Origin of the sequence: Pseudomonas sp. IT-196MI5, assembly GCF_949767415.1 — a bacterium.
GTDB lineage: Bacteria > Pseudomonadota > Gammaproteobacteria > Pseudomonadales > Pseudomonadaceae > Aquipseudomonas.
In genome coordinates, this window is the sequence record NZ_CATKPZ010000004.1 from 99,013 (window position 1) to 111,428 (window position 12,416).

General features: G+C 60.0%; 10 protein-coding genes. 7 read left to right on the forward strand and 3 right to left on the reverse strand.

Annotated features, from left to right (window positions below; genetic code table 11):
* Window positions 1-106: 106 nt before the first annotated feature.
* The gene (locus tag ACM6IK_RS02945; protein WP_414873078.1) at window positions 107-2,581 is read left to right on the forward strand and encodes a UvrD-helicase domain-containing protein; all 2,475 of its coding nucleotides are present in this window, start codon (window positions 107-109) and stop codon (window positions 2,579-2,581) included.
* 138 nt (window positions 2,582-2,719) lie between these two features.
* Here ACM6IK_RS02945 and ACM6IK_RS02950 read toward each other — a convergent pair whose 3' ends face one another.
* Window positions 2,720-2,992 carry a DUF1652 domain-containing protein gene (locus ACM6IK_RS02950; protein WP_414873079.1) on the reverse strand — a complete coding sequence of 91 codons (273 nt, stop codon included), beginning with the start codon at window positions 2,990-2,992 and terminating at the stop codon, window positions 2,720-2,722.
* A 263-nt stretch (window positions 2,993-3,255) separates the two neighbouring features.
* Here ACM6IK_RS02950 and ACM6IK_RS02955 point away from each other — a divergent pair, with 263 nt between their 5' ends.
* The 4 genes from ACM6IK_RS02955 (at window position 3,256) to ACM6IK_RS02970 (ending at window position 7,073) form a co-directional block, all read left to right on the forward strand.
* The gene (locus ACM6IK_RS02955) at window positions 3,256-4,071 is read left to right on the forward strand and encodes a helix-turn-helix domain-containing protein (RefSeq protein ID WP_414873080.1); all 816 of its coding nucleotides are present in this window, start codon (window positions 3,256-3,258) and stop codon (window positions 4,069-4,071) included.
* 50 nt (window positions 4,072-4,121) lie between these two features.
* Complete coding sequence (locus tag ACM6IK_RS02960; RefSeq protein WP_414873081.1) at window positions 4,122-5,528, forward strand: NAD(P)/FAD-dependent oxidoreductase; 1,407 nt, start codon at window positions 4,122-4,124, stop codon at window positions 5,526-5,528.
* Between the two features lie 46 nt (window positions 5,529-5,574).
* Window positions 5,575-5,916: a cupin domain-containing protein gene (locus ACM6IK_RS02965; protein ID WP_007983773.1), complete on the forward strand. Its 342-nt coding sequence runs from the start codon at window positions 5,575-5,577 to the stop codon at window positions 5,914-5,916.
* Window positions 5,917-5,987: 71 nt separating this feature from the next.
* Window positions 5,988-7,073: a polyamine ABC transporter substrate-binding protein gene (locus ACM6IK_RS02970; protein ID WP_414873082.1), complete on the forward strand. Its 1,086-nt coding sequence runs from the start codon at window positions 5,988-5,990 to the stop codon at window positions 7,071-7,073.
* 45 nt (window positions 7,074-7,118) lie between these two features.
* On the opposite strand, the gene ACM6IK_RS02975 is transcribed toward ACM6IK_RS02970, so the two are convergent.
* Together ACM6IK_RS02975 and ACM6IK_RS02980 are read right to left on the reverse strand one after the other, a co-directional pair.
* Window positions 7,119-7,796 carry an MliC family protein gene (locus ACM6IK_RS02975; RefSeq protein ID WP_414873083.1) on the reverse strand — a complete coding sequence of 226 codons (678 nt, stop codon included), beginning with the start codon at window positions 7,794-7,796 and terminating at the stop codon, window positions 7,119-7,121.
* A 137-nt stretch (window positions 7,797-7,933) separates the two neighbouring features.
* Entirely contained in the window at window positions 7,934-8,161 is a 228-nt protein-coding gene (locus ACM6IK_RS02980; protein ID WP_414873084.1) for a YgdI/YgdR family lipoprotein, read from the reverse strand.
* A 193-nt stretch (window positions 8,162-8,354) separates the two neighbouring features.
* Here ACM6IK_RS02980 and ACM6IK_RS02985 point away from each other — a divergent pair, with 193 nt between their 5' ends.
* Both ACM6IK_RS02985 and ACM6IK_RS02990 read left to right on the forward strand, forming a co-directional pair.
* A complete protein-coding gene (locus tag ACM6IK_RS02985) occupies window positions 8,355-10,022 on the forward strand; it encodes a VRR-NUC domain-containing protein (protein ID WP_414873085.1) in 1,668 nt (555 codons plus the stop codon).
* Window positions 10,019-12,367 carry an ATP-dependent DNA helicase gene (locus ACM6IK_RS02990; protein WP_414873086.1) on the forward strand — a complete coding sequence of 783 codons (2,349 nt, stop codon included), beginning with the start codon at window positions 10,019-10,021 and terminating at the stop codon, window positions 12,365-12,367. Before ACM6IK_RS02985 ends, ACM6IK_RS02990 begins: the two co-directional genes overlap by 4 nt.
* The last annotated feature ends 49 nt before the right edge of the window (window positions 12,368-12,416 follow it).

Consider the following 12,416-nt stretch of genomic DNA (forward strand, 5'->3'; position numbering starts at 1 on the left):
TTCACTTCATCGCATAAGCCAATGAGTCATAAGCAATTGACTAGAACTCGAGAGCAAATGCAGACACCATAGCGCTCAACAGCCTCACACCCTGGAGTCAGTCCGCGTGCCGCAACACACCCCCGATCTTCCTCCTGAACTTCGCCCCTTGGCCGAGATGCCGTTGATCAAGCGATTGCTCGCCCGATTCTTCGGTTACAGCCTGACCCGCCTGCATGCCCAGCACCGAGCATCGTGGTTGCACGGCCAGGCTGACGGTTTTCGCAGTGGCCACAGCGCCGGGGTCGATTACGGTTACAAGGAAGGCAAGCTCGACGGGCTGGAGGAGGGCCGGCAGGTCCTGCTGATCCGCGACTCGCGTGCCACTGAACACCGGCCACCGAATGTCGATGACCTGTTGTTCGACGATTGGCGCCTGCCGTTGAACGCCGAATTGAAGAAGCGCATGAAGGCGGATGTCGCCCGGTTGTTGCCGGCTCATGCCCAACCCAGCGCCGCCCAGTGGAAAATGATCTTCAGTGACACGCCGTCCACCTCGGTGATCGCGGGCGCCGGTGCCGGCAAATCGACCACGCTGGTGCTGCGTATCCTGCTGCTGAGCCATTACCTGGGCTTCGAGCTGAGTTCGATGACGGTGGTGACCTTCACCCGTGAGTCGCGCAAGGATTTCATCAATAAGCTGATCGAACTGTTTGCACTTTGGGGCCACGCAATCAGTTTCAAGGCGGCGCGGGATCTGGTGCGCACTTTTCACTCGCGGATCCTGCCGATGGTGCGCAGTCTTCCGGGTTTCGAGCGTTTGCAGGCTTTCGAGAACCTCAGCCTGCGGGCTGCACAGGGTGACGAGGAGGTCGACAGCAACCCGTTCGATCTGCGGATCAACGACGCTCAACGCCAACAGCTCAACGCCTGCTATCACCGCCTGCACCGTGACGATGAGCGCTTTCGCGAGTTGATCAAGCCATTGTCCCGGCATGCCTTGCAACTCAAGGAGCTGGAACGGGACCACCCGGATGTGCAGAAACGCATGGGCGTTACCGAACTGGCGGCCAAACGCGATGAAGAACTGTGCGACGTCATTGAAGACCTGTGGTTTCGCGCCGGAGCCTGGCCGATCAAGGGGATCGAACCGAATCGCCAGGCGTTCGATATCAACGGTTCGACATTCCATAGTCACGGCTACATCCCGTCCCTGGATGCCTGGGTGGTGCTGGGGTTCGACCCTCGGGAAAACCCGCAGGTCACGCGACCAAACGCCAAGCTGTCGGTACGCGCAGAGTGGGCAGTCAAGCGCACCCTGTTTCAAGCTTTCTGTCGTAAGCCATTGATATGGCTGGATAGTTACGAGTCATCAAAACGTGTTTTAGCCTCGCTGGCGGGTGATGCCAGCGCCGGGCCGGGCTTCGATTACAAGGTCAAGGGCGAGCTCGCCTCCGCGCCGCTGCTGGATTGTTTTGTCGCCGCCGCCGGGTTCATCGAAAACCTCGGGCTGGACGTGCCGAGCGCCGTGGGGCAGATGAGTTTCGCCAAGGACGATCCCGACCGGTTCTTCTTCGAGGCCTTGAGCCTTTACTGGCGGGCACTGGAAGATCACTTGCTCGATCAGAAACCGCCGATCATGACCTACAACCGGATGTTTGCCCTGTTCAGCGAGCATTCACCGGAGAATCTCAAACTGCTCAGCGATGAACTGCTGCGACCGCTGTCGCACCTGATGATCGACGAATTTCAGGATGTCTCGCCGCAAATCGTCTCCTGGATCAGGGCCAGCCTGGCAGAGATCCGCAGTCGCGGGCCGGCCATGCACGTCGGACGCGGAGCCCAGCGCTCCTCGCTGCTCTGTGTGGGCGATGACTGGCAGTCCATCTACGGTTGGCGCGGCAGTTCGCCGACCTACTTCATGGAGTTCAACAAGGCGTTCCCGTCGCCGAGCACCACCAGGGTCATGCTCAGCGACAACTACCGCAGCCACCAGCACATCATCGACGCCGCCGAGCACATCGTGCGTGCAGCACCGGCGATTGCCGGGAAGAAAGCCAAGGCCAGCGGCGAACCCAAGGCATTGCTGCCCGTGAATGTGCTCGATCGTGATGACCAGGGCATGGCACAGCGCCTGATGGAGCACTACCGAAAGGGCGACTCAATCTTGATGCTTTATCGAAAAGGCAGCGATAAGTCATTGATAGAAGAGCATATTCAATCTGTAGTTAATGTTGATTCGAGCTTGCCGCATGAGGCTCGCAGGCTCAAGCAACTGACCTATCACAGTGCCAAGGGCCTCCAGGCCGATGCGGTGTTTCTGCTCGGCGACTGCCAGCACCTGACCAGCTCACCTTACAAGAATCAGGTGTACCGGATGGCGGGCCTGGGCAAGACCGGTGACAGCGAACCCTACGACAATGCCCAGAAGGACGAGATCCTGCGGCTGGCCTACGTCGGCATTACCCGCGCCATCAGCCATTGCTACTGGTACGTCGATGTGCAAGACACCCAGGCCGCGAACATGCCCAAGGCCTCCGACCGGATCGGCAAGGGCAAGGCGTTTTTTGTCGACCATCGACAGGGCAAAGCGTCGGCCTGAATTGCGAAGATCGCAGCCTTCGGCAACTCCTGCGAATGAACGCAACCTTATGTGAGCTGCCGAAGGCTGCGATCTTTTGATCTTTTCTTTACCCACAAAAAAGCCCACCTGACGTGGGCTTTTGTGAGCGTTCGGCCTTCAGGCATAACTCATGAGAGTCTCCGGTGGAACGAAGGCTTCAAGTTCATCCTCCACCGCTTCGATTATTAGCTCTACATCCGCGGCATTCATGACGGTGGCGCAAGGAATACCGGCAATGGCGATCATGGTCTCGCCAGTGGCACGATCAAAAAGACGGGCAATCATGCTGCCCGGGGCGTCCATGCTCGCCTCGAAACCCATGGGATGAAAATGCCAGCGCATCAGCTGGCAGGCGTTTGGAAACGTGACCTTACTGAACCCTCTATTCATGTGTTACCCGCCTTCATTATCGAGCGCTTCCTTTAGCTCATGGTAGGAGGGAAGAACCTTCATTGGTTCAACCAGTGACAATGTTTAAAAGTAGCATCCGGATGTGAAAAGAGTGTGGCTTTTTCAGGCCATTTGGCGATTGCCGCCATTATTTTGATTCAGTCAGGCTCGTGCGCATTTGCGGCTAAAAGCCATCATTCGTTTAGTCGTTGAAGACAAGGCGCAAGTTGGGCAAGCTCGGGGTTTTCCCGTCGAGATGTTCAATGCACGCCGATGATGATGGTCCGCTGCAAACCCAGGCCACGGGCGAGACGGTCATGCGCTATCACTTGCGCTGGAAGCACCGGGATCTGGACGGCGTCATGGCGCTCTATCACCCTGAAGTCCAGTACAACGACTTTTTCCAGAACCGGGTCATGGGCCTGGACCAATTGCGCGAATACGTGCGCAACAGCATGCCCCGGGATCCGGATGAAGCGCTGGAGCATTCCGACCGCATACGACTGGACGGCAACACGGCGTTCATTCAATACCGCATCACTTTGCGTGGCGGTGAAGGGCTGGTGTCGTTCCGCGCCAGCGAAGCGATTACCGTCAAGGACGGGCTGATCTGGCGGGTCAACGAATACGCCTCACTAGTGCATGAGCAGCCCGCAAGCAAAACGTCCAGCAACCAGCGCCCGGCGGTCAGCAGGCTCGGCCTGTCGCCACGCCAATTGAGCTTCATGGCCGATGATCTGCAGCAATATTTTCAGCATCAGCAACCTTATCTGGACCCGGAGCTCGATCTGCAACGGGTGGCGGAGGAGTGCGGGTACAGCCGCAATCAGATTTCCTACTTGTTGAACCAGGTGCTGGGGCAGAGCTTCTATCGCTACGTCAACCAGGCGCGCCTGCAACACTTGCTCGCGGCACTGGATGCCGCCACGCCACCGCTGCGTATCGATGAGCTGGCCTTCGCTGCCGGATTCAATTCGCTGTCGGCGTTCTACAGCTGTTTCCGCCAACACACCGGCCAGTCACCCAAAGCCTACGTCAAACAGATTTCTTTGCGTGCACGCGCGCAAGACAGCCCCTGAGCCCACGCACTAGGATCGACGCCATCAAAGTTTGAGTGGCGGAGTCTTGCATGCCGGCGTGGCGCACTATCAGTTTGTGGATGGACCAGCTCGATGAGCCTCTATTGGCGCGTCCGGCGCTGGAGCGGGACCTGGATGTGGACGTGGCGATCATCGGCGCGGGCTACACCGGTCTCTGGACCGCGTACTACCTCAAGCAGCACAAACCGGACCTGAGCATCGCGATTGTCGAAGCCCAGACCGCCGGTTTCGGCGCGTCGGGGCGCAATGGCGGCTGGCTGATGGGCAACTTGCTGGGTGAAGATCGCCTGCTGGCCGACCTGCCGGCCGAAGAGCGACGTGCCTCCTACGATTTGTTGCACAGCATTCCGGACGAAGTGGAGATTGTCCTCGAACGTGAGGGGATCGACTGCGATTACCGTAAAGGCGGAGCGCTGTACTGCGCTGCGCGCTATCCGGAGCAGGAGGCCAGCCTGCGCCACTATCTGGACGATCTCCACCGCCAGGGCCTCAACGACAACCACTATCGCTGGCTGAGCCCGGAACAACTGGCGCAACAGATCCGCGTCGCCAAACCCTACGGCGCAATCTTCGCGCCGCACGTGGCGACCATTCACCCGGCCAGGCTGGTCCGAGGGCTGGCCCGGGCGGTGGAGCGCCTGGGGGTCAAAATCTATGAAAACAGCCCGGTCACCCATTGGCAGTCAGGCAGCCTGCGCACGGCGAAAGCGTCGGTGCGCAGTCGCTGGGTGGTGCCGGCGGTAGAGGGCTACTCCGTGACCTTGCCGCCACTGGGGCGTTATCAGATGCCGGTGCAGAGCCTGATCGTCGCGACCGAGCCATTGTCGGCGGCCACCTGGGACGAAATCGGCCTGAGCCACGGCCAGGCGTTCAGTGAGGCCAGTCGCCAGGTCACCTACGGCCAGCGCACCGCTGACAACCGATTGATCTTTGGCGCTCGAGGGGGCTACCAGTTCGCCGGCAAGCTGAGGCACGACTTCGACCTGACCACGGATGAAAAGGAGCTGCGGCGCTACCTGTTCGGCGAGCTGTTCCCGCAGCTGAAGAACGTGCAGATCACTCATTCCTGGGGCGGCAATCTCGGCATGTCCCGGCACTTCAAGCCGCACATGCTCTGCGACCAGGCCAACGGCATTGCCTTGTCTGGCGGCTATGGCGGGGAGGGTATCGGCGCCAGCAACCTGGGAGGACGCACGCTGGCCGACCTGATCCTGGGCCGCGACACCGATCTGGTGCGCCAGCCGTGGGTCATCCCGCAACGCGGCCTCGACGCACTCAGGGCCTGGGAGCCGGAGCCCATCCGCTGGCTCGGCTACAACGCAATCATCCGCAGCTTTGTCCATGAGGACCAGACCCTGGCCAACCCGGCCACAGCGCGCTGGCGGCGCAAGCTGGCCAGCGGGGTCGCCGGTTTCATGGAAGGTTTCATGCACTGAAAAACGGCACGCTTTTCATCAAAAGGCTACTTCGACAGGTATTCCCATGAGCATCACGCAATTCAAGAACACTGCAACCCTGAAACTGGAAGAGTCCAACCCGGTCGCCGTGCCCCTGGGTACGCCCGTGGCCGTGGCCTCGACCACCAGCGTCGAACGCGACGACGGCGTCGAGACCGGCGTCTGGGAATGCACCCCAGGGCGCTGGCGGCGGCAGATCGTTGCCCAGGAATTCTGTCACTTCATTCAGGGCCGCTGCACCTTCACCCCGGACGGCGGTGAACCGCTGCACATCGAAGCCGGCGATGCGCTGATGTTGCCGGCCAACAGCCTCGGAATCTGGGACATCCAGGAAACCGTGCGCAAGACCTATGTACTGATTTTTTGAGTGCTTTTGAAATTTGAAAGCTGATCCTTTGATTGCCTGCCAACAACAATAACCCCTACAGGAATCGACTCATGCTCCGAAAGACACTGACCCTCGCTCCGCTGATGCTGATTGCATCGATCAGCCAGGCAGCCGAAACCGTCAAGATTTACAACTGGTCGGATTACATCGCGCCGGACACCACGAAAAACTTCCAGAAAGAAACCGGCATCGGCTTCACCTACGACGTCTACGACAGTAACGAAACCCTCGATGGCAAGCTGATGACCGGCAATTCCGGCTACGACGTGGTGTTTCCGTCCAACCACTTCATGGCCCGGCAGATTGAAGGCGGCGCGCTGAAGAAACTCGACAAGCGTCAGTTGCCGAACTGGAAAAACCTCAACCCGGTATTGCTCAAGGCATTGCAGGCCAACGATCCGGGCAACGAGCACGGCTTCCCGTACCTGTGGGGCAGCACCGGCATCGGCTACAACATTGCCAAGGTCAAGGCGGTACTGGGCGACAACGCCCCGGTGGATTCCTGGGACCTGATCTTCAAGCCCGAGAACATGCAAAAACTGCAGAAGTGCGGCGTGGCCATCCTCGACAACGGCCCCGAACTGCTGCCGGCCGCGTTGAACTACCTCGGGTTGCCGCCTCACAGCAAGAACCCGCAAGACTACAAAAAGGCCGAAGCCCTGCTGTTGAAAGTGCGGCCGTATGTGAGTTATTTCCACTCGTCCAAGTACACCAGTGACCTGGCCAACGGCGATATCTGCGTCGCGGTCGGTTTCTCTGGCGACATCCTGCAAGCGGAAAACCGCGCCAGGGAAGCCAGCAACGGCATCGACATCGGCTATTCGATTCCCAGGGAAGGCGCCGCGATCTGGTTCGACATGGTTGCCATGCCGGCCGACGCTCCAGACGAAAAGGCCGGTTACGCCTTCATGGACTACCTGCTGCGCCCGGACGTCATGGCCAGCGTCAGCAACTATGTGCATTACGCCAATGGCAACGAGACGGCCGACAGCCTGATCGACCCGGCGATCAAGAACGACACCAAGGTTTACCCAAGTCCTGAAATGATGGGCAAGCTGTTTGCGCTGGAGGCCATGCCGCTGAATATCGATCGGGTGCGTACGCGAGTGTGGAACAAGATTCGCACCGGCAGTTGACGCGGTGAACGGCCATCGGGACAGGACGTCCCGATGCCATCGTCCTCAGCCGACCGGCTCGGCTGCGCAATTCATCTTTCCTGAGCCGGGTATCTGCAAAAACACGTCATCGCCGATTTGCCAGAAGCTGTAGTTGCCTTTGTAATCCTTGCCCGTGTACTGGGTTCCGTAATCGTTCGGTACCTGGTCCAGGGTGATGGAGGTGTTCGCCCATTTCAGGAGCACAACGCCCGGTTCGACCGTAAAGAAGGTCGCGGCAACCAATGCGTTAAACCCTGCGCAACGATAAGCCAAGGGGCCTTCCGTGAGCCTGCTTGGGTCCTTGGTTCTCGCTATGGCCGAACCCTGACGCAGTTGGAACGCACGCTCGGCATAACTTCGCACGATGCACGCCCGGGCTTGCGGCCCGGCACCACACTGGTTACGGGACTCTAACCAAAACCTGTGATCGATCTCGACTTTATTCGGGCGCGGCACTGAATGTTCATCGGTGAGCGCCAGCAGATATAGACGATTGAGCTCCAGGTCCATGCTCGCCAGTTGAGCGTCGTGACAGATAAGCTTTTCGGCGGATGCCTGGGGCGTGGCGCAATCGAAACTGGTTTTGTACGTTGGCAAGGGCTTTGGTTTTGGCTTTGCCTTTGTGGCGGCGTCACACAGGCTCGCCGTCACGCACGCGCTGACGGCGAGCACAGAGACAAGAAGTGGCATGACCATTTTCATTTCGGCGTCACCTGAGTCTTTGCGTGATGCCCGTATTGCAACGCCTGTGTCGAAGTGTTGCACAGTCATTCGGTCGCACGGGGTCTATCGAGTGTAAAGCAGTGCTCGAAACCTGCCACATCGTGCCAGGAGAAACGTCAGTCTTCTTCTTTGCGAATCGTCGCCACTTCATCGGACCTGACTTTCACCGTCTTGCCTGAAATGTCCTCAAACTCGAAGAAGCCGTCCCGGGTTTTGGTTTTCGGCATGTCTTTGGTCAGGTACTGAGTGCCGTTCTGCAGCGTCACCACCGTTGGCGTCGAGCAACCGGCCAGCGTCAGCAGGGCCGCTGCCGCCAGGGGCAAGCCCAAAGTCTTGATATCCATGATCACCTCCATAGGTTCTGAAGCAGCGCCATCGGTTCGATGGTTGTCACTGCACCTCTATCGCGGTTGGTGCCGCCGGGGGGCAGAAAGTTCTACTGCTCGGGAAAAATTCCTACAGCGCCATTTATCCTTTTCCGATTGCACCGGGCAGGGTGGAGCTGGTATCTGTACGCATAACCAGTACTCGCTCGCCATGGCCCATTTCCCTGTGACTGCAAATCCCCTCGACGATCCGTTCTATTACCTGAACAACTTCATGCAAGTGCTTGATTGGCTTGAGCGGCGCTCTGGCGATGTGTTGAGCGTCGAAGAGCTGCATTTCATTCAAGCGTTCAAGGGATTACCCCGTGAATCGCAGGCACTGCTGGTCAGAATGGTGATGCGCAAAGGCGTTCATTTCAGGGCGAGCAAGCTGCATTACGACGAAATCGGCGATATCGGCACAGCCGCCGGCCCGCTGCTCGAACTGGGTTGGGTCGACAGGCAAATGCCCATCGCCATCGACGAACTGTTCGAGGTACTGCTCAAGGCCGAAATCCTCCAGACCTTTGCCGCTGCCATCGATCAACCCAAAGGCAGGAAAAACGACTGGTTGCCGACGCTGAGCGCGCAATTTCCCCAGACGCAGAGCTTCAACGATTGGTGCCCGTGGCTGGATGAGCGTCTGTTCAGCCTGACCATCATGGAGTTGTGCGATCGCCTGCGCCTGATGTTCTTCGGCAACCTGTACCAGGACTGGTCGGAGTTTGTGTTGGCCGACCTGGGCATTTATACCTATGAAAAAGTCGAGTTCTGTGCCGAGTCCCGTGGCTTGCGCAGCCGCGAAGACGTGGATGCCTGTGTCCTCCTGCACGCGTACCAGCAACAATTGGAGGCCGGTGAAGCGCTGGAAGCGGCGGTCGAGCGCATCAAGGGGCTGGTGCTGGACAACCCATGGTTGCAACGCCGGCGCGGCAAGCTGCTGTTCCAGATGGGCCAGTATTGCGAACGCATCGCGGATTTCGCCATGGCCCTGGACCTCTACCGCGAATGTGCCTATCCGGGCGCGCGTTCACGGCTGATTCGCGTGCTGGAACGCAGTGGCGAGTTTGAGTTGGCGCTGGAGCTGGCCGTACAGGCCGAACAGGCACCGCAGAGCGCCGCCGAACAACAACAGCTGCTCCGTGTGCTGCCGCGCCTGCGGCGCAAGCTCGGCGGGCCGCCCATCAAGCGGGTAGCGCCTCGGGAAATGCAACGTCTGGACCTGCAACTACCCAGAATCGATCCCGCCGTGTCGGTCGAGTTTTACGTTCAGGCGCATCTGGCTGAGGATTCGGCGCCGGTGCACTACGTCGAAAACAGCCTGATCAACTCGCTGTTCGGCTTGTTGTGCTGGCCGGCGATTTTTGCGCCTTTGCCGGGCGCGTTTTTTCACCCGTTCCAGCGCGGGCCGGTGGATTTGCTCAGCGAAGACTTCCATGGCCGTCGGGCCGAACAGTTTGAGGCGTGCCTGGCCGAACTCGACGACGGGCGCTACCGGCAGACCATCCGCGAACGTTATGTCGCCAAGTGGGGCGTGCAGTCACCTTTCGTGTTCTGGAGCGTGCTCAGCGAAGAACTGCTGGAGCAAGCTCTGGATTGCCTCCCGGCCGAGCACCTCAAGCACTGGTTCAACCGTTTGTTGCTGGACATCAAGGCCAATCGCGCCGGCATGCCGGACCTGATCCAGTTCTGGCCGCAGCAAAAGACCTACCGCATGATCGAAGTCAAAGGCCCCGGCGATCGCCTGCAGGACAACCAGTTGCGTTGGCTGGAGTTCTGCCACGAACACCAGATGCCGATTGCCGTGTGCTACGTGCAATGGGCGGAGCAGGGCGCTTGAGCTACAGCATTGCGGTGCGGGCGCTGTGTGAGTTCACCGCCAAGGCCGGCGACCTCGATCTGCGCTTCACGCCGTCGCCCACCGCGCTGGAGGGCATCGTCGGGCACCGCACCGTGGCATCGCGGCGCAGCGAGGGTTACCAAAGCGAAGTCGTCCTTGAGGGCCAGTATCGAACCTTGACGGTCAAGGGCAGGGCGGACGGCTACGACCCTGGGCAAAACTGCCTGGAAGAGGTCAAGACCTACCGCGGCGACTTGAGCAAGCAACCGGCCAACCACCGTCAGTTGCATTGGGCCCAGGCGAAAATCTACGGCTGGTTGATGTGCCGCAAACTGGACCTGCCCCGGATCAACCTGGCACTGGTGTATTTCGACATCGTCAGCGAAAAGGAAACCTGCCTGGTCGAGCCCTTCGAGGCGGCGCAGCTGCAACCGTTCTTCGAACAGCAGTGCGCGCGGTTCCTGCAATGGGCCGAACAGGAAGTCGCCCATCGTGACGGGCGCAATCTCGCGGCGCAGCGTCTGGCGTTTCCCCACGCCGACTTTCGGCCGGGGCAACGCCATCTGGCCGAGTCGGTGTTCAAGGCGGTCAGCACGGGGCGCTGCCTGATGGCCCAGGCACCCACCGGAATCGGCAAAACCCTGGGCACCTTGTTCCCCATGCTCAAGGCGCTGGCGCCGCAGCAGCTGGACAAAGTGTTCTTCCTCACGGCGAAAACCCCAGGACGCCAACTGGCCCTGGACGCCGCGCAAGTGATGCTTGCCAGCGCCGGTGCTCCGCCGTTGCGGGTGCTGGAGATGATCGCCCGGGACAAGGCCTGCGAACACCCGGACAAAGCGTGCCATGGTGAGTCGTGCCCATTGGCCCGGGGTTTCTACGATCGCCTGCCCGCTGCGCGGCAGGCGGCCAGTCGACTGAGCCTGCTGGACCAGAGCGCCTTGCGCGAGGTCGCCCTGGCGCACGATGTCTGTCCGTATTACCTGAGCCAGGAAATGGCGCGCTGGGCCGACGTGGTGGTTGCCGACTACAACTATTACTTCGATTTCAGCGCCTTGTTGTTCGGTCTGGCCCAGGCCAACAACTGGAAAGTCGCGGTGCTGGTCGACGAAGCCCATAACCTGGTGGAACGCGGCCGGCAGATGTACAGCGCCAGCCTCGATCAAGGGACCTTCAACGGCGTGCGCAAAACCGCGCCCGAAGTGCTGAAAAAGCCGATGCAGCGGGTCAACCGCGAGTGGAATGCCCTGCATGGCGCGCAAACCGGTGCTTATCAGGCCTATGACAAGGCGCCGGACAAGCTCCTTCAGGCACTGTCGTCGTGCAGCGCCAGCATCGGTGATTACCTGAACGATCACCCTCAAGGGCTGGACAGTGCACTGCAGGGTTTTTACTTCGACATGCTGCATTTTTGCCGGGTGGCCGAGCTGTTCGATGAGCAGTTCCTGTTCGACATCAGCAAGCGCGACCTGGAGCGCCAGCGCAACCTCTCGCAGCTGTGCCTGCGCAATGTGGTCCCCGCCGGGTTCATCCGCCCGCGCCTGACGGCCGCGCGCAGCACGGTGCTGTTTTCCGCGACCCTCAGCCCCCGGCACTATTACGCCGATTTACTGGGGACACCGGCGGACACGGTGTGCATCGACGTCGAGTCGCCGTTTCATGCCGATCAACTGCAAGTGCACATCGTCGAGCAGATTTCCACGCGGTTCGTGCATCGCCAGTCCTCCCTCGAACCGATCGTGGACTTGATCGCCAGACAGTTCTGCGCACGCCCCGGCAATTACCTGGCGTTTTTCAGCAGCTTCGATTATTTGCAGCAGGTGGCGCAGTTACTCGCGCAGAAGCATCCGCACATCAGTCTGTGGTCGCAGTCGCGAGGCATGGGCGAAGCACAACGTCAGCAGTTTCTCGATCAGTTCCACGCCGACGGCCAGGGTGTCGGCTTTGCGGTGCTGGGCGGGGCCTTTGGTGAAGGCATCGACTTGCCTGGTGCCCGGCTGATCGGCGCATTTATCGCCACCTTGGGGCTGGCGCAGCTCAATCCGGTGAACGAGCAACTGAAGCGGCGCATGGCCGCCATTTTTGGCGCCGGTTACGACTACACCTACCTTTATCCCGGTGTGCAGAAAGTGGTGCAGGCCGCTGGACGGGTCATCCGCACCCAGCAGGATCAAGGGGTGGTGATGTTGATCGACGACCGTTTTGGCGAGAGCAAGGTCAGGCAGTTGCTGCCGCGTTGGTGGGCGATAGCGGGCAATTATTCGGCGCATCACGGCATCGGGTTGTCACCCTGTGGGAGCGAGCTTGCTCGCGATGGCGTCCTGTCAGTCAGCAATGATGTCGCCTGACACTACGCCATCGCGAGCAAGCTCGCTCCCACAGGGATCTTCGTTGTTG

What these genes read in the sequence shown, in the direction of transcription:
- ACM6IK_RS02950 (WP_414873079.1), bottom strand. Translation starts at nt 2,992, where the DNA reads ATGAATAGAGGGTTCAGTAAGGTCACGTTTCCAAACGCCTGCCAGCTG.
- ACM6IK_RS02955 (WP_414873080.1), top strand. Translation starts at nt 3,256, where the DNA reads ATGCACGCCGATGATGATGGTCCGCTGCAAACCCAGGCCACGGGCGAG.
- ACM6IK_RS02960 (WP_414873081.1), top strand. Translation starts at nt 4,122, where the DNA reads ATGCCGGCGTGGCGCACTATCAGTTTGTGGATGGACCAGCTCGATGAG.
- ACM6IK_RS02965 (WP_007983773.1), top strand. Translation starts at nt 5,575, where the DNA reads ATGAGCATCACGCAATTCAAGAACACTGCAACCCTGAAACTGGAAGAG.
- ACM6IK_RS02970 (WP_414873082.1), top strand. Translation starts at nt 5,988, where the DNA reads ATGCTCCGAAAGACACTGACCCTCGCTCCGCTGATGCTGATTGCATCG.
- ACM6IK_RS02975 (WP_414873083.1), bottom strand. Translation starts at nt 7,796, where the DNA reads ATGAAAATGGTCATGCCACTTCTTGTCTCTGTGCTCGCCGTCAGCGCG.
- ACM6IK_RS02980 (WP_414873084.1), bottom strand. Translation starts at nt 8,161, where the DNA reads ATGGATATCAAGACTTTGGGCTTGCCCCTGGCGGCAGCGGCCCTGCTG.
- ACM6IK_RS02985 (WP_414873085.1), top strand. Translation starts at nt 8,355, where the DNA reads ATGGCCCATTTCCCTGTGACTGCAAATCCCCTCGACGATCCGTTCTAT.